Below are 16,709 nucleotides of genomic sequence, written 5' to 3' on the forward strand. Positions count from 1 at the left end.
ATCAGCCCTTCCGTGCCGTACGGGCGTAGCCGGGGATGAGTATCAGCCCGACCACGAGATGCATGACCGCCAGAGCGGCCTTCGCCGACGTGCCCTCGGCACCGACCGGGCCCAGGAGCGACAGCAACAGCACGACCGACGCGATCACCGTCCAGACGGTGCGCGCCGACGCGGTGGACCGGTCGAGCACGGCCAGCAGGCCCCAGCCGAGCAGGCCCACGACGACCGTCGCGCCGATGACCGAGGCCACGCCGATCTCCTGCGCCTTGTCGCCGCCGGTCTTCGCTCTGAGCCCTATGTCGAGGAGGGAGTCCGCGACGAACCAGACGGCCACCGCCGCAACCGTCGCGAGCAGGAGGGAAACGAACCGCGCGACGGCCGTGCGCCGTGTGGGGGGTGCGGTCCCGGTGTTCGACATGCGTCAACTTCCTTACGCCGATACGTGTGTCTGGGGGCGGGAGCCCTCTGGGGAATGCACGCTAGGCCAGCCGACGGCGGCCGGGAACGCGCACGCGCACTCCGCGCGGAGCTGTAGGGAATCCCTTACAGGTACGCCGCACAGCATGGGCCTGCGCCACCCGCGACTGGTGTGCTGGCGGCCTAGCAGACCGGTCTCATGCCGCAAACACGATCGAGGAGATGGCACGGGTGGACGCAGGATTCAAACGCGAGATCGAGCAGAAGGTCGCGGCCGGCGAGCGGCTCAGCCGTGAGGACGGCATCGCGCTGTACGCATCGGACGACCTGGCATGGCTCGGCGGCCTGGCACACCAGGTGCGGACGAGGAAGAACGGCGACGTCGTCCACTTCAACATCAACCGGCACCTCAACATGACCAACGTGTGCACGGCCTCGTGCGCCTACTGCTCGTTCCAGCGCAAGCCGGGCGAGAAGGCCGCCTACACGATGCGCATCGAGGAGGCCGTGAAGCTGGCCAAGGCGATGGAGGCAGAGCAGCTGACCGAGCTCCACCTGGTCAACGGCCTGCACCCGACGCTGCCGTGGCGCTACTACCCGCGCTCCATCAGGGCGCTGAAGGAGGCGCTGCCGTCGACCGTCGCCATCAAGGCCTTCACCGCCACCGAGATCCACTGGTTCGAGGAGATCTCCGGGCTCAGCGCGAGCGAGATCCTCGACGAACTCATCGACGCCGGCATGGAGTCGCTCACCGGCGGCGGGGCGGAGATCTTCGACTGGGAGATCCGGCAGCAGATCGTCGACCACAAGACCCACTGGGAGGACTGGTCGCGCATCCACCGGCTGGCCCACTCCAAGGGCATCAAGACGCCCTGCACGATGCTGTACGGGCACATCGAGGAGCCGCGGCACCGTGTCGACCACGTGCTCAGGCTCCGTGAACTCCAGGACGAGACCGGCGGTTTCCAGGTCTTCATCCCGCTGCGCTACCAGCACGACTTCCACGACTCGATGGACGGCGTGGTGCGCAACCGGCTGATGGCGAGGACCAAGATGGCGACCCCGGCCGAGGCGCTGAAGACGTTCGCCGTGTCGCGGCTGCTGTTCGACAACGTCCCGCACGTCAAGGTGTTCTGGGTGATGCACGGCCTGGACACCGCCGCGCTCGCGCTCAACCACGGCGCCGACGACATCGACGGCTCGGTCGTCGAGTACAAGATCACGCACGACGCGGACGGCTACGGCACCCCGGACAAGATGTCCCGCGAGGGCCTGCTCGACCTGATCCGTGACGCCGGCTTCCAGCCGAAGGAGCGCAACACGCGCTACGAGATCATCCGTGAGTACGACGGCCCGGACCCGGCACGCCGGGAGTCCCCGCAGCCCATGCGCGTCTGACTCATGCCCCCAACCACGACAACGATCGGTAGGTGTGCGCGATGACCGCGCAGGAGGAGACCCTAGAGGTCTGGATCGACCAGGATCTGTGCACGGGCGACGGCATCTGCTGCCAGTACGCGCCCGACGTCTTCGAGCTGGACGTCGACGGCCTCGCGTACGTCAAGGGCGCGGACGGCGAGCTCCGGCAGGAGGAGGGCGCCGCCGTACTCGTCCCGACGATCGCGCTGCGCGACATCGAGGACTCGGCCAAGGAGTGCCCCGGCGAGTGCATCCACGTCCGCAGGGTGGACGACGGCACCGAGGTCTTCGGGCCGGATGCGGCCGACGCCTGATGACGGCGATCACGGAGGGCCCGCCGGCCGGCCGGGGCCTCGGACCCGTGGCCACCCGGCCACGTGTCGGCCACATCGACTTCCTGAACTGCCTGCCACTGTTCTGGGGGCTCGCCCGCACGGGCAGCCTGCTCGACCTCGATCTGCACAAGGACACCCCGGAGCGGCTGAGCGACGCCCTGGTCCGCGGCGACCTGGACATCGGCCCGATCAGCGTCATGGAGTACCTGCGCAACGCCGACGACCTGGTGGTCCTGCCCGACATCGCCGTCGGCGCCGACGGACCCGTGATGTCCTGCCTGCTGGTCAGCAAGGTGCCGCTCGCCGACCTCGACGGGGTACCGGTGGCCTGCACCACCACCAGCCGCACCTCCGTGCGCCTGGCCGAGCTGCTGCTCACCGACGCCGTCGGAGTGCGGCCCGAGTACTACGCCTGCCCGCCGGACCTGCCCGCCATGATGGCCGGCGCCCCGGCGGCCGTGGTGATCGGCGACGCTGCCCTGCGTGCCTCGCTCCTCGACGCCGGCACCTTCGGGTTCGAGGTGCACGACCTGGGCGAGATGTGGCGTGAGTGGACCGGACTGCCCTTCGTCTTCGCGGTGTTCGCCGCCCGGCGGGACTTCCTCGCCGCCAACGCCGAACTCGTCCACGAGGTGCACGAAGGATTCCTCGCCTCCCGCACCCTCTTCCTGGCCGAGATCGACGAGGTGTGCCACAAGGCCGCCCGCTGGGCGGAGTTCGACGCCACGACCCTGAAGCGCTACTACATGTCGGCGCTCGACTTCAGCCTGGGGGACCGGCAGCTCGCGGGCCTGAGCGAGTTCGCCCGCCGGGTCGGCGGCGACGGCGCCGGGTTCCCCCCGGACGTCCTGATCCGCCTGCTGGACACCGGGCGAGCGGCGTAGGACCGCGAGCCTCGAACCCCTCGAACCAGAAAGGTGGCCCGACGTGGCCAACCCGACCAGTCACCTCACCGCTGCACTGGAACTCGCCGCCGCCGGAGGCCGCCTCACGCCCGAGGACGCGCTGCTGCTCTACCGGGAGGCACCGCTGCACGCCCTCGGCGCGGCCGCGGACGCCGCGAGACGACGCCGGTACCCGGACACGCAGCACCTGGCGACGTACATCATCGAGCGCAACATCAACTACACCAACGTGTGCGTCACGGCCTGCAAGTTCTGCGCCTTCTACGCGGCTCCCAAGGACACCGCCAAGGGCTGGACGCGCGATCTCGACGACATCCTGCGCCGCTGCGCGGAGACCGTCGAGCTGGGCGGCACGCAGATCATGTTCCAGGGCGGCCACCACCCGGACTACGGCGTCGAGTACTACGAGGAGCACTTCTCCGCGATCAAGAAGGCGTTCCCGCAGCTGGTGATCCACTCGCTCGGCGCCTCCGAGGTCGAGCACATGGCCAAGGTGTCCGGCGTGTCCGTCGAGGACGCCATCACCCGCATCCACGCCGCCGGTCTCGACTCCTTCGCCGGTGCCGGTGCCGAACTGCTCCCGGCCCGCGCCCGCAACGCCATCGCCCCGCTCAAGGAGTCCGGTGAGCGCTGGCTGGAGATCATGGAGATCGCGCACGGCCTCGGTGTCGAGTCCACCTCCACGATGCTGATGGGCACCGGCGAGACGAACGCCGAGCGCATCGAGCACCTGCGGATGATCCGCGACGTCCAGGACCGTACGGGCGGCTTCCGCGCCTTCATCCCGTACACCTACCAGCCGGAGAACAACAAGCTGAAGGGGCAGACGCAGGCGACGCCGCTGGAGTACCTGCGCATGATCGCCATCGCCCGGCTGTTCATGGACAACGTCGCCCACATCCAGGGCTCCTGGCTGACCACCGGCAAGGAGATGGGCCAGCTGTCCCTGCACTACGGCGCGGACGACCTCGGCTCGGTCATGCTGGAGGAGAACGTCGTCTCCTCGGCCGGCGCCAAGCACCGCTCCAACCTGCCGGAGCTGCTCGACCTGATCCGGGGCGCCGACCGCGTACCGGCACAGCGCAGCACCACGTACGAGATCCTGCGGTCGCACGACGACCCGGCGAACGACCCCGTCGAGGACCGCGTCGTCTCGCACCTGTCCTCCACGGCGGACACCGGTGACGGCGTACAGCGCCGCACGCTCAAGGTCCTGCCGGTCGGCTGAGGGGACGAGGTCGACGTGAAGGTCTTTGTCACAGGCGGGGCCGGCTTCATCGGCTCGCAGTACGTGCGCGCGATGCTCGCCGGTGAGTACGCCGGGTACGAGGACGCCGAGGTCACGGTGTTCGACCTGCTCACCTACGCGGGTGACACGGCGAACCTGCCGCTCGGGCACGAGCGCCTGACATTCGTGCAGGGCGACATCCGGGACGCCGAGGCGCTCGCCAAGTGGGTCCCCGGCCATGACGTGGTGGTGCACTTCGCCGCCGAGTCGCACGTCGACAGGTCGCTGACGGGGGCCGGGGCGTTCGTGTCGACGAACGTGCTCGGCACCCAGATGCTCCTGGACGCGTGCGGGCGGCACGACGTGCCGACGGTGCTGTGCGTGTCCACCGACGAGGTGTACGGCTCGATCGCCTCGGGCTCCTGGGACGAGCAGGAACCCCTGCTGCCCAACTCCCCGTACGCGGCCTCCAAGGCGGGCAGCGACCTCGTCGCCCGTGCCGCCTGGCGCACCCACGGCCTGGACGTGCGGATCACCCGCTGCTCCAACAACTACGGGCCCTACCAGAACCCCGAGAAGCTCATCCCGCTGTTCATCACCAACCTGCTGCGCGGCAGGCCGGTGCCGCTCTACGGAGACGGCGGCAACGTCCGCGAGTGGCTGCACGTCGCCGATCACTGCACGGCGCTGCAACTGGTCCTGGACAAGGGCGAGCCCGGCGGGGTCTACAACATCGGCAGCGGCGTCGAGGTGACCAACAGCGTCATCGCGCGACGTCTGGTCGAGCTGTGCGGCGCCGACGAGGGTCTGATCCGGCACGTGGCCGACCGCAAGGGCCACGACCTGCGGTACTCCCTGGACTTCGGCAGGATCACCGATCTCGGGTTCACGCCCTCGATCGGGTTCACGACCGGTCTGGAGGCCACCGTGCAGTGGTACCGCGACCATCAGGAACGCTGGACCTAGCGGGAGCGCCGACCGGGGCACCGGACACGGAAGCGGCGGTGGTGCGGGAAGTCCGCACCACCGCCGCTTCCGCGTGCCCGCCGGACTCAGTGCCCGGTGCCCCAGGTGACCGGCAGTTCGTGGACGCCGTAGTGCAGCATGTCGGAGCGCAGCGGCACCTGTTCGGCGGCGGTGGCCAGCCGCAGGTCCGGGAAGCGGTCGAAGAGCGCCGGCAGGGCGATGCGCAGCACGCTGCGCGCCAGGTGCTGGCCGACGCACTGGTGCTCACCGTGCCCGAACGCCACGTGGCCCTGCGTCGGAGCGGTGATGTCCAGCCGGTCCGGGTCGGCGAAGTGCGCGGGGTCGCGGTTCGCCGACGGCAGGGCGACCACGACGGTGTCGCCCGCCCTGATCAGGGTGCCGTTCAGCTCGACGTCCTCCAGAGCGGCCCGGCTCGCCCCCAGGTGGGAGATGGTCAGGTGGCGCAGCAGCTCCTCGACGGCGTTGTCCGTCAGCTCCGGGCGGGACCGCAGCAGGGCGAGCTGATCGGGATGCTCCAGCAGCGAGAACGTGCCGAGGGCCAGCATGTTCGCCGTCGTGTCGAAGCCGCCGCCGAGCAGTGCCCAGGCGATGTTCACGATCTCCTCGTCGGTGAGCCCACCGCCGGAGACCAGGTCGCTCAGCAGGTCCGCGCCCGGCTCGGCGCGCTTGGTCTCCACCAGCTCCCGCAGGGCCTCCGCGATGGCCGTACAGGCGGTGATCAGCTCCTCCACCCCGTACCGCATCCGGGACAGCACGGCGAAGTGCCGGGCGAGCGGCTCACGTACGGCGGCCGGCACGCCGAGCATCTCGCACATGACGAGGACCGGGAGCGGTTCGGCGAACACGGCGACCAGGTCCGCGGGCGGCGCGGAGGCCGCCATCGCGTCGAGGTGCTCCCGTGTCGCCCTCTCGATCATCGGGGTCAGCCCGGCGACGGCCCGCATGGTGAACCGGCGGGTGAGGAAGCGCCGGTAGCGGGAGTGGTCCGGCTGGTCCATCTTGATGAAGGCACCCGGTCCCGCGGGCGGCGGCGCGTACGCGTCCATCGGGAACGGCGGCGGGATCGGCAGGCCGATCAGCTCGTTGCGGTGGCTGAACCTGCGGTCGCTGAGCACCGCCCGCGCGTCGGCGAGCCGGGTGACCAGCCAGCCCCGGCCGTCACCGGGGCCGACGGTCAGCTCCAGCGGGGCCACCGGGGACCTCTCGCGCAGCGCCGTGTACTCGGGCGGCGGATCGAAGGGGCAGGTCCGGGCCACCGGCAGGGTGACCGGTATCCGTTCGTCCTCTGCGGGGGGCTGGTTCACGACACCTCCGGTGGAGCGGCGAGCAGCCGCTGTTCGATCGCGTCCGCCGCCTTCGCCGCGCCGCCGGCCGAGCGGACGTGGCGGCCCATCGCCCGCACCCTCTCGCGCAGCGCGGTGTCGTCCGCGACCCCGAGCACGGCGTCCCGCAGCGCCTGAGCCGACACGTCCTCGCGCCGCACCGTCCTGGCCAGGCCGAGCTCGCTCAGCCGGGCCGCGTTCACGTGCTGCTCGGGGTGGTGCGGGACCACGACCATCGGTACGTCGGCGCGCAGCGCGTCCAGGATGCTGCCCATGCCCGACTGGCACAGGAAGACCGAGGTGTGCGGCAGTACGGCGGGCAGCGGGACCCAGCTGTGCGCCTCCACATGGGCGGGCAGCGGGCCGAGTTCCTCGGGGGAGACCCGGTTGCCGAGGGCGAGCACGGTGTGCCAGGGCAGATCGGCGAAGGCCTCGACGCACCGGCGGAAGAAGCCCGGCCGGTTGTTCACGGTGGTGCCGAGGGAGACCAGCAGGACCGGCCGCCCGTCCGCGGGGGGCTCCCAGGACTCGTCGCCCGCGCCGGTGGTCGGACCCACGAAGACCTGCCGGCCGTCGAAGGTGTCACCGGCGAACTGGAGCTCGCGCGGCACGAACGCCACGGTGAACTCCTCCCGCCCGTAGAAGAGTTCGGCCTGCTGTTCGGGAGCCAGGCCGCTGCCCCGCACGATCTCGGTCAGCCGCCGACCGAACTCGACGATCGCCGGGTGCGCCGGGTCGATGCGTCCGGCGAACTCCTGGTGCCGGCTTGACAGGTCGAAGTGCTCGTTGGAGATGAAGGTCGGCGACAGCTGCACACTCGGCCGACGCCGACGGGCGGCCAGCAGCCTGCCCGTCAGCCACAGCGTGGTGTCGTAGACGACCGCGTCCGGCGACGCGTCCTCGAAGCACTTCTCGATCGACGGGAGCACGTCGGTGCTCGCTTCGAGGAGCTTCAGCGGGGCCCGCGCGCACTCGTCGGCGTCGATGACGTCCGGCGGAGGCGCCGAGGACAGCGGCGGCTCGTACGGGCGGGCGTCGGCGCCCGTGGCGCGGACCCGGTCCGTGAACTCGTCCGTGGTGAAGCAGGTCACCCGGTGCCCCCGCGCGACGAGTTCGGCCACCACCGGCAGCACCGGCATCATGTGCCCGTACGCCGGATAGGGCAGGAAGGCCAGGTGCAGGGGCCGCCCCGGCGGGGGGCCGCCGGACGCGGGCGTCATGACGCGGCCAGCCGGGCCTCGATCGTGTCGGCGGCGAGCGAGGGACCGCGACGCGCGGCGATGCTCGCCGCCAGCTCCCGCACCCTGCCACGGGTCGCCTCGTCGGCGTGGAGGTCGAGCACCGCCGACCGCAGCCCCTGCGGGGTCAGGTCCGACGGTGCGATGGCGCGTCCCAGACCGAGCTCGGCCACCCGCGCGGCCACCAGGTCCTGCTCGCCCGTGCGGGGCACCAGGACCGGGGGCACGCCGAAGGAGAGCGACTCCATGGTGCTGCCCATGCCGGCGTGCGAGACGAACGCCGACGCGTGCCTGAGCACCGACAGCTGGGGCACCCAGGGGTGCACCTCGACGTTGGCCGGCAGCGGGCCGAGGTCCTCGGCGGTGACCAGGCCGCCGACGGACATCACCACGTGCCAGGGCAGGTCACCCAGGGCCTCGACGGCGTCGCGGTAGAAGGCCGCCTGGTTCTCGTACCCGAAACTGCCGAGTGCGACGAGCGCGACCGGGCGTCCGTCGTCGGGCCGCTGCCACTCACCCTGGTGCGCCCGGTCCCCGATGCAGGGCCCGGCGAAGACGTGCCGCTCGTCGAACGTCTCGGAGCCCGGCTGGAACTCGGGTGCCACGAAGGCGATCGTCCGCTCCTCGGCCGCGCCGAGGAAGTCCTCGTTCGACAGGTCGCGCAGACCGTGCTCGTCCAGTGTGGCGCGCAGCAGTTCGCGGTGCTTGGCGAGGGCGGGGTGGCCCGGGTCCGGCGGGGTCATGGTCGCCGCGAGTTCCGCGTACGGATTGCTGTGGTCGCCGACCACGAACGTCGTCGCGGTCAGCACCGAGGGCAGCTCCCACTTGCGGGCCAGCAGCCGCCCGGCGGCGAAGCCGAACGCGTCGTACACCATCAGGCCCGGCCGGTCGTCCTCGAACCTGCGTACGGCCTGGGGGAGCGGTGCGAACGCCTCGGAGAGGTGCCCCACGGCGGCCTCGGCCATGTCGTCGCCGGTGATCTTCGCGGGGATGGCGACCGTGCTCCAGGACTTCGGCACGACGGACTCGTAGGCGAGCACCTCGGCGCCGGTCGCGGCAACGACGTCCGCGAACTGGGAGGCCACCACGTACGTCACCCGGTTCCCGCGGCGCACCAGTTCGGCGACGACGGGCAGAGTGGGGTTCACGTGGCCGTGCGCCGCGTAGTTGAAGAAGGCGATGTGCGGGGCGGTCATGCGAGCTCCCTGTGCTTCCTGGCGATGTCCATGACGTACTCGCCGTAACCCGACTTCGGCAGGCGCGCCCCGCGCAGGTGGCAGGCGTCGGCGTCGATGAACCCGCGCCGCAGCGCGATCTCCTCGATGCAGGCGATGCGTACGCCCTGGCGCCGCTCCAGGACCTGCACGTACTGGCCCGCGTCGATCAGCGAGTCGTGGGTCCCGGTGTCCAGCCAGGCGAAGCCGTGGCCCAGGTCGATGACCTTGGCCCGGCCCTCCTCCTGGTAGGGCCGGATCGCGTCGGTGATCTCCAGCTCGCCGCGTGCCGACGGGGTGAGGTTCTTCGCGATGTCGAGGGCGCGGTTGTCGAAGAGGTACAGGCCGGTGATGGCGCGGTTGGTGCGCGGCGCCGTCGGCTTCTCCTCGATGGCGATCAGCCTGCCCTGGTCGTCGACCTCGCCCACGCCGTAGCGCTCCGGATCGGACACGCGGTAGCCGAACAGCACGCAGCCGTCCAGGTTCTCGCGGCTGGTGCGCAGGAGGTCGGTCAGCCCCGGGCCGTGGAAGATGTTGTCGCCCAGGATCAGCGCGATCGAGTCGTCGCCGATGAAGTCGGCGCCGATGACGAACGCCTCGGGCAACCCGTTGGGCTCGGTCTGCACGGCGTACGAGAGACGCAGGCCGAGCTCCGAGCCGTCGCCCAGCAGGCGCTGGAAGAGAGGCTGGTCCTCGGCCGTCGAGATGATGAGGATGTCCCGGATGTCCGCGAGCATGAGCACGGACAGCGGGTAGTAGATCATCGGCTTGTCGTAGACGGGGAGCAGTTGCTTGGACACGGCGAGCGTGACGGGGTGCAGGCGTGTTCCGGCGCCCCCGGCGAGGATGATGCCCTTCATGGGTGAGTCACTTCCGTAGGTGGCGCTTCGTGGGTGCGTGGGCGCGTGGGTGTTCCGGGAAGACGCATCAGGGACTCGACGGCGTCGGCGCCGCGCGCCGCGCCGCCCGCCTCCCGCACCTGCCGGCGCATCTCGGCCACGGCGGCCGAGACACCGGGGCTGGTCGTGACGTCGCCGACCGCGGCACGCAGCGCCTCGGCGCCGGTGTCCCCCTCCCGCAGCAGGACGCGTCCGAGCATGAGGTCCGCCGCCTGCCGGGCGATGACCCGCTGGTCGATGTGATAGGGCACGAGCACCATCGGGACCCCGTACGACAGGGACTCCATGACGCTGCCCATGCCGGCGTGCGTGATGAACGCGCAGGCGTGGCGCAGGACTTCGGGGTGCCGCAGCCACCGGTGTGCCTCGACGTTGTCCGGCAGCGGGCCGAGTTCGTCGGGCGTGACGCGGTGGCCCAGGGTGACCACCACGTGCCAGGGCGAGTCGGCGAGCGCCTGGACGCAGGAGCGCAGGAAGTCGGCCTGGTCGGGGGTGTACGAACTGCCCAGCGAGAGCAGCAGCACCTCCCGGCCCTCCGGGGGCTGCCACCCCTCGTCCTTGGCCGGCGCCTCGGCGAGGCACGGGCCGATGAACGCGAACCGGTCGTCGAAGGTCTCCGGGGCGACCTGGAACGCCTTCGGCAGGAACACGATGTTGGCGCCGTCCTCCGCCCCGAAGCCGTCCAGCGGCGCGCCGTCGATGCCGAGCCCGGTGAGCAGCCGCCGCTTGCGCGCGACGAAGTCCGTGATGGCCGGGTTCTCCGGGTCGACCGGTCCCGGCGGCGGGCCCGTCACCTCGCGCGCCTGGCACTCCGACATCGAGAAGCCGGGACTCGAGGCGATGGTGGGGCACAGCTGCACCACCGGGACGTCCCACGCCCTGGCCAGCAGACGCGCCGCCTCCGACGCCGCCAGGTCGTGGGCCAGCAGGTCCGGCGGGTCGTCCCGGAAGCGGGCCACGGCCGTCTCCAGCGGGGCGATCGACTCCGCGAAGAAGTCGAGGATGCCGTCCAGCACCGACCCGGTCGCCCCGTCGGACCAGGGGAACTCCGACGGATAGACGACGGCCTCCGCACCCGCCTCCCGCACCAGATCGGCGAAGCGGTCCGCGACGAAGCAGGTCACCCGGTGCCCGCGCCGCACCAGTTCGGCCAGCATCGGCACCGCCGGTGCGATGTGCGCGTACGCGGGGAAGGTGAACACACCGATGTGACCGGCGCGTCCACCACGGTCGTGCGGGGGTGCGTACGGCCGCTCCCCCTCGTGCTCCGGTCCGTGCCGGGGTCGCGGTTCTCGGGCTGCGTCCTGCTCCGGTCGTCCATTCACGGCGCGAGTATGTACACGCCCCGTCGGCCCCATCGAGCGGCCGGACGCAGGACTAGGTCTCTTGCTGGACCCCGAAGACTAGGTCTCCCTCTAGAGAGTCTTGACCAAGCTGGGTGGCGATGGATTCAGGACATCGGAACAGCCTCGGAAGAAAGACACGGTCAGAGATGAACGCAAGCGAGAGTCCGCCGGGCCACCGCCTCCGCAGCCGGCGCATGAAGGTCACGATCGTCGGCGTCGCTGTCGCGATCACGGCCAGCGTCACGGTGGCGACGGCGTCGTTCGGCAGTTCCTCGGGGGCCGAGGGCGCCACCCCCCTCACCCAGGTCGTCCCGAAGCCCGTCTCGGTGCGCACCACGGGCAACGTCGCGTTCGACCTCGACAGGGGCGACGCGGTGTACGCGACCGGAGGCTCCGCCGACGCCAAGGCCGCCGCCGAGTTCGTCGCCGGACTGCTGCGCAAGCCCACCGGCTTCGCCCTGCCGGTGCGCACCCTCACCGGGGGTGCGAAGCCCGAGGGCATCGTGCTGGCGCTCGGCGGCGCCAACAAGGTCACCCACGCGGAGGGGTACCAGCTGGACGTGACCTCCAAGGCGGTCACCATCCAGGCCGACGCACGAGCGGGCCTGTTCAACGGCGTGGCCACACTGCGCCAGCTCCTGCCGGCGAAGGTGGAGCGACAGCAGCGGACGGCCGGTCCCTGGCGTGTCCAGGGCGGCCGGATCACCGACCAGCCGCGCTACGGCTACCGCGGTGCGATGCTCGACGTGGCCCGGCACTTCCTGCCGGAGCCCGACGTCAGGAAGTACATCGACACCATCGCCCGCTACAAGATCAACTACCTGCACCTGCACCTGATCGACGACCAGGGCTGGCGCCTCGAGATCAAGGACTGGCCGGAGCTGACCAAGACCGGCGGCGCGTCCGGCGTCGGCGGCATGAACGGCGGCTTCTTCACGCAGGAGCAGTACACGAGCATCGTCCGGTACGCCTGGGCGCGCGGGGTCACGGTGATACCCGAGGTCGAGGGTCCCGCGCACATGCACGCGGCGCTCGCCTCCTACGGCAAGCTCAACTGCGACGGCAAGGCGCTGGAGCCCTACACCGGCTTCGTACCGAGCCCGGAGGGGCGCCTCTGCCTGGACGACCCCGACACGTACGAGCTCATGGACGCCGTGATCGGCCAGGTCGCCGCTCTCACACCCGGCCCGTACATCCACGTCGGCGGTGACGAGACGCAGGACATCCCGGAGGCCGACCGGGACGCCTACTTCACGAAGATCGCCAAGCTGGTGGAGAAGCACGGCAAGAAGATCTACGGCTGGCAGGACGCGGCCGGCTCGATGCCCGCCGCCGGCTCCATGACCGGGTTCTGGGCGGCCGGGATCAACGACGACCGCGTCATCGCGGCGGCCGAGGCGGGCGGCAAGGTCGTCATGGCACCGTCGGCCCACACCTACCTCGACATGAAGTACGACGAGACGGCACCCGAGTACCCGATCGGCAACTCCTGGGCCGGCACCTCCACGGTGGAGGACTCCTACGGCTGGAAGCCGGAGGAGCAGCTGGCGGGTCTGCCCGAGAACGCGATCGCCGGAGTCGAGTCCGCGCTGTGGACCGAGACCATCTTCGGCATCCGCCAGGCCGAGGACCTCGCCTTCCCGCGCCTGCTCTCGGTCGCCGAGATCGGCTGGGCGAAGGCTTCCGCGCACGACTGGAACACCTTCAGGGAGCGCCTCGCCGCGCAGGGCCCGCGACTGCGTGAGGCACGCGTGAACTACTACCAGGCACCGGACGTGCCCTGGCCGCTCGGCAGCTGAGCGACCAAGGACCGGATCCGGGGCGGAGGTCCCGGCCGGTGCTGCTGACGTTGCCCGGGATGCCCGGGCAGCCGTCGTGGATCGATGAGAAGGCGTAGGGCCCACCGGAGTCCGGCGGGCCCTACGCCGCGTTTTCTAGCGCACGCTCGCGAAGCTCTTCCAGCCGGTGCCGATCTTGGCACCTGAGCCGATGCCACCGGTGCCGTTGCCGGCGTACCGGTAGAGGTCGCCGCCCGTCGTGCGGCCGAGGATGTCGTCCTTGCCGTCGCCGGTGAGGTCGCCGATGCCGACGAAGTCGGCCATGCCGCCCCAGCCGGTGCCGATCTTCGTGCCGGAGGAGATGGTGCCCGTACCGGTGCCGTAGTAGCGGTAGAGGTCGCCGTTGGTGGTGCGGGCCACTAGGTCGCCGTGCTTGTCGCCGTTGAGGTCGCCCGCGCCGACGATGGTCAGGTTCTTCCAACTGGTGCCGATCCGACCGATGCGGGTGAGGCCGCCCGTCCTGGTGCCTGCGAACAGGTACAGGTCACCGGTCGCGGTCTGCCGGGCCACCAGGTCAGGGATGGCGTCGTAGGTCAGGTCGCCCGAGTAGGTCAGGCCGTCGAAGGCGGTCCACCCGCCGCCGAACTTCGCCGACGGGGTGCCCGGGGTGACGACCGCCCCGCGCTCGGGGGAGTAGCGGTACAGGAAGCCGTCCTTGTCCGTGACCAGGGTGTCGTTGGCACCGTCGCCGTCGAGGTCGCCGAAGGGCACGAGGGTGGAGGTGGTGGGCCAGATCCCGCCGTCGGCCTTCGCCGACACGGTGCCGGAGGCGTTGCCCCGGTAGACGAGCAGGGAGCCGTCGGTGCCTCGGGCGTAGAGGTCCGGGTATCCGTCGGCACCGACATAGTCGCGGCGCACGGCTGCACCGCCGGTCACCTGTACCGTTCCCGTCGAAGAGAGGTCCGGCTGGACGCCGTCGGCGGGCTTCGCGGCCAGGGTCCAGGTGTAAGGCCCGTTCACGACGTACCTCCCGGCCGAGTCCTTCCCGTCCCATGACGGAGCGACCAGCCCCCGGGCCTCCCCGCCGGTGATGGCCCGTACGGTCTCGCCCGTCGCCTTGTTCCTCAGCGTCAGTGACCACGACCCAGCCGGCTTCGACAGCCACCAACGCGGCTTCCACTCAGCCGCCTTGATATCCACAGCAGGAGTATCGGCGTCGATGACGGCGAGTTGGGAGGCCGGAACGCCGGAAGGGACGATCCTCACCCGGCGGTCCCCGCCGGTGTAGGCGACGTGACCACCGAAGCGGTCGACGGTCCACCCGGAACGCCGCACGGTCCGGTCGCCGAGGTCGGTGGAGGTGGCGACCACCCGCTGGGGCAGGTCGGCCTCCTTGCCGCCGGCCGGAAAACCGTTGTGCAGGTCGACGAGAGTGAGACCGGCCGCGTCGGAGCGGCGGACCAGGTAGCCGTCGGCGAGGAGCGTCTCGTCGGGCCCGAGCTTCAGCGATCGCTTGGCCTGCCGGTCGTAGACGCCTGCGCCCTTGAAGTCATGCCAGTAGTCACTGCACCGCCAGTACACCCAGCGGCCGACGGCCTGGAGGTCACTGGGGACGCAGCCCGGGTCGAAGGACTCGCCGGCGGCACCCGTCGACAGGTTCTTCGTCGCCACTCCGGTGGGCACACCGGAACCGGTGTCGTCCCATCGGCCGAGGGCGCTCCACAAGGTGTCGCCCCAGACGGAGGACGCGACCGGCTCGCGGTTGAGGAGCACGCCCCCGGAGTCGGCGTCCTTGAAGTGGAGGACCGCCTGCTTGCCGCCCCACGCCTGGTTCACAACGCCGAACCGGCCTGACAGGTCGATCAGTTGCGGGCTGCCGAGTCCGGAGTTCACCCTCGGGCCCCAGTCCTCGGCGCCGTTGCGGTAGAGCATGGTCACGTCCTGCTCGGTCGCCGCCTTGCGGCCGTGGTGCCCGTCGCCGCCGGCGAACATCGACACGCAGTAGGCGCTTTCCGTCGAGCCGCAGTCGTCGTCCCGGCCGGACACCACGCCGTCGACGGTCGAGTTCAGCTCCTCAGGACGGCCGGATGTCTTCAACCAGGTGCTCCGGTAGCCGCCGATGGTGGTGCCGGGGGCATAGTGCAGCGAGTCGTCGGACGTGGTCAGGATGCCGCTGCCCAGTGAGATACCGGCCGGCTCGGCCTCCCGGTCCGCGATGTCCGCCACACGCTTGCGGATGACGGTGCCGTCCTCGGCAGGGGTGAAGAGGTAGTACCCCCACTCGAGCGCGCCGTAGGTGGTGTCCGCCTCGGCGCCGGCCACCAGCAGTGAACCGTCGGGCGTGCGGTGCACCGAGGGAGAGGCGACGGCAAGCAGGGAATTCCAGCTTCCCGTGGCGTCGCGCAGGACCAGGTCGTTGCCTCGGTACTCGCTGTCGCCGGGGTTGGGCGGGGTGACGGTGACGAAGTCGTCGCCGAGCCGCCTCACGACGTCGTCGTACGAGGCCACGTCCCGCAGGTCAAGGGTCGTCGGCTCCGCGTCCAGGTCGTCACGGCGGTAGACCTGTGCGGCGTCGCCGGACGGGGCACCGAGGTGGAAGACGCTGTCACGGTCGAAGGAGACGCTCTCGCCCTGCGTGGAGAGGGCCTTGGTCCTGCCGGTGGCGAGGTCGACGACCCACCACCCCTGGGACATCGTGGTGTCCTCCCACTTGATGCCACGCACCGCGACGGACCGGGCGTCGCCCTCGCCGACGGTGAGATTCCACCCCTCCGGCATACCTTCCAGCTTCCGATCCCGCACCTCGCCGTCCTCAAGCCGCAGAAGGTGCAGGCTCGTGGTGGATTTCTCGGCACCGGTCCGGGTGATGACGGTGTCGCCGTAGGTGGCGGCGTAGGTCTGGCCCTCCGGGATCGGCACCCTGGCCACTGGTCCGCCGCCGGCCCGCTGCTGCAGCGTCACGTGGGGGGCCGGGGACTCCGCGTAGAGGGCGACGGTGTCTGAGCCATGGCCGAAGTCCGACGGGTACTTGCCGAAGCGGAACTCGTCCACGTCGTAGGTGAGGGGCTCAGGCAGCCGGTTCTCCAGAACGGCCGTCGCACCGGTGTCGTAGTCGATCCAGCGGAGGCGGTCGTCTCCCTCCTGGGCCGTGAGGAACCCGGTCTCACCGGCGTTCAGGACGATGGTGGCACGGGGCACGAAACGCGCGCCCGGACTGATTACCACGGGATCGGCGGACGTGCCAACGGGATCGGCGGCGGCCGCCCCCGCAGCGGTGCCGATCCCGGAGGTCACGACGAGCGTGACGGCGAGAGAGACGAGACCGAGCGCGCGCTGCCTGCGCGTGGCCCGTCTGTAGAGCGGACGAATCACGAAAGAGCCCCTCCCCAAGGCGATCGACGCGGGGGAGGCGCCCGTGGAACCGCCGCTCGTCCCCGCGCGAGAGGGCGACATTACCAGGATGGATCACCAGGCGACATCCAGTTTCGAACCTGTTCAAGGGCGTGACGTCCGCCCGCTCCCGGCCGTCGGATCGTGCCGTGTTCCTGGGGCGCCGAGGGCTGTCCGCCGACTACGGGCCATGCCGGTGATTCCGGGTGAGTCACACTAGGGATTCCCTCA

Annotated in this window: 13 protein-coding genes; 6 read left to right on the plus strand and 7 right to left on the minus strand. The window is 70.7% G+C overall.

The window, feature by feature from the left end:
* Position 1: 1 nt before the first annotated feature.
* A complete protein-coding gene (locus AB0I83_RS05060; RefSeq protein WP_363303643.1) occupies positions 2-418 on the minus strand; it encodes a DUF6069 family protein in 417 nt (138 codons plus the stop codon).
* Positions 419-648: 230 nt separating this feature from the next.
* Between AB0I83_RS05060 and mqnE the strand changes: the two genes are divergently transcribed.
* Genes mqnE through rfbB form a run of 5 tightly spaced genes read left to right on the plus strand, consistent with a single transcriptional unit; the run spans position 649 to position 5,270 of the window.
* Positions 649-1,815: an aminofutalosine synthase MqnE gene (gene mqnE / locus AB0I83_RS05065; protein WP_356537830.1), complete on the plus strand. Its 1,167-nt coding sequence runs from the start codon at positions 649-651 to the stop codon at positions 1,813-1,815.
* 41 nt (positions 1,816-1,856) lie between these two features.
* On the plus strand, positions 1,857-2,150 hold the full coding sequence (locus AB0I83_RS05070) for a ferredoxin (protein ID WP_356537828.1): 294 nt from the start codon (positions 1,857-1,859) through the stop codon (positions 2,148-2,150).
* Entirely contained in the window at positions 2,150-3,055 is a 906-nt protein-coding gene (locus tag AB0I83_RS05075; RefSeq protein ID WP_363303644.1) for a menaquinone biosynthesis protein, read from the plus strand. The genes AB0I83_RS05070 and AB0I83_RS05075 overlap by 1 nt, the downstream gene beginning before the upstream one ends.
* Positions 3,056-3,098: 43 nt before the next feature.
* Positions 3,099-4,304, plus strand: a complete 1,206-nt coding sequence (gene mqnC, locus AB0I83_RS05080; RefSeq protein WP_363303645.1) for a cyclic dehypoxanthinyl futalosine synthase — start codon at positions 3,099-3,101, stop codon at positions 4,302-4,304.
* Between the two features lie 15 nt (positions 4,305-4,319).
* Positions 4,320-5,270, plus strand: coding sequence for a dTDP-glucose 4,6-dehydratase (rfbB, locus tag AB0I83_RS05085; protein ID WP_363303647.1), 951 nt, complete (start codon positions 4,320-4,322; stop codon positions 5,268-5,270).
* 86 nt (positions 5,271-5,356) lie between these two features.
* Here rfbB and AB0I83_RS05090 read toward each other — a convergent pair whose 3' ends face one another.
* Genes AB0I83_RS05090 through AB0I83_RS05110 form a run of 5 tightly spaced genes read right to left on the minus strand, consistent with a single transcriptional unit; the run spans position 5,357 to position 11,289 of the window.
* Entirely contained in the window at positions 5,357-6,595 is a 1,239-nt protein-coding gene (locus AB0I83_RS05090) for a cytochrome P450 (protein ID WP_363303648.1), read from the minus strand.
* Positions 6,592-7,833 carry a macrolide family glycosyltransferase gene (locus tag AB0I83_RS05095; protein WP_363303649.1) on the minus strand — a complete coding sequence of 414 codons (1,242 nt, stop codon included), beginning with the start codon at positions 7,831-7,833 and terminating at the stop codon, positions 6,592-6,594. The genes AB0I83_RS05090 and AB0I83_RS05095 overlap by 4 nt, the downstream gene beginning before the upstream one ends.
* Complete coding sequence (locus AB0I83_RS05100) at positions 7,830-9,047, minus strand: macrolide family glycosyltransferase (protein ID WP_363303650.1); 1,218 nt, start codon at positions 9,045-9,047, stop codon at positions 7,830-7,832. Before AB0I83_RS05100 ends, AB0I83_RS05095 begins: the two co-directional genes overlap by 4 nt.
* Positions 9,044-9,925, minus strand: a complete 882-nt coding sequence (gene rfbA / locus AB0I83_RS05105) for a glucose-1-phosphate thymidylyltransferase RfbA (RefSeq protein ID WP_356535968.1) — start codon at positions 9,923-9,925, stop codon at positions 9,044-9,046. The genes AB0I83_RS05100 and rfbA overlap by 4 nt, the downstream gene beginning before the upstream one ends.
* Positions 9,922-11,289, minus strand: a complete 1,368-nt coding sequence (locus AB0I83_RS05110; RefSeq protein WP_363303651.1) for a macrolide family glycosyltransferase — start codon at positions 11,287-11,289, stop codon at positions 9,922-9,924. The genes rfbA and AB0I83_RS05110 overlap by 4 nt, the downstream gene beginning before the upstream one ends.
* A 167-nt stretch (positions 11,290-11,456) precedes the next feature.
* On the opposite strand from AB0I83_RS05110, the gene AB0I83_RS05115 reads away from it, so the two are divergent.
* Entirely contained in the window at positions 11,457-13,109 is a 1,653-nt protein-coding gene (locus AB0I83_RS05115; protein ID WP_363303652.1) for a beta-N-acetylhexosaminidase, read from the plus strand.
* 135 nt (positions 13,110-13,244) lie between these two features.
* Here the strand turns inward: AB0I83_RS05115 and AB0I83_RS05120 are convergent, their stop codons facing one another.
* On the minus strand, positions 13,245-16,460 hold the full coding sequence (locus AB0I83_RS05120) for an FG-GAP-like repeat-containing protein (RefSeq protein ID WP_363303653.1): 3,216 nt from the start codon (positions 16,458-16,460) through the stop codon (positions 13,245-13,247).
* Positions 16,461-16,709: the final 249 nt, after the last annotated feature.

The sequence above is a fragment of the Streptomyces sp. NPDC049970 genome (assembly GCF_040660235.1).
Taxonomy (GTDB): Bacteria; Actinomycetota; Actinomycetes; order Streptomycetales; family Streptomycetaceae; genus Streptomyces.

What these genes read in the sequence shown, in the direction of transcription:
- AB0I83_RS05095 (WP_363303649.1), bottom strand. Translation starts at nt 7,833, where the DNA reads ATGACGCCCGCGTCCGGCGGCCCCCCGCCGGGGCGGCCCCTGCACCTG.
- AB0I83_RS05075 (WP_363303644.1), top strand. Translation starts at nt 2,150, where the DNA reads ATGACGGCGATCACGGAGGGCCCGCCGGCCGGCCGGGGCCTCGGACCC.
- AB0I83_RS05060 (WP_363303643.1), bottom strand. Translation starts at nt 418, where the DNA reads ATGTCGAACACCGGGACCGCACCCCCCACACGGCGCACGGCCGTCGCG.
- AB0I83_RS05100 (WP_363303650.1), bottom strand. Translation starts at nt 9,047, where the DNA reads ATGACCGCCCCGCACATCGCCTTCTTCAACTACGCGGCGCACGGCCAC.
- AB0I83_RS05070 (WP_356537828.1), top strand. Translation starts at nt 1,857, where the DNA reads ATGACCGCGCAGGAGGAGACCCTAGAGGTCTGGATCGACCAGGATCTG.
- rfbA (WP_356535968.1), bottom strand. Translation starts at nt 9,925, where the DNA reads ATGAAGGGCATCATCCTCGCCGGGGGCGCCGGAACACGCCTGCACCCC.
- AB0I83_RS05115 (WP_363303652.1), top strand. Translation starts at nt 11,457, where the DNA reads ATGAACGCAAGCGAGAGTCCGCCGGGCCACCGCCTCCGCAGCCGGCGC.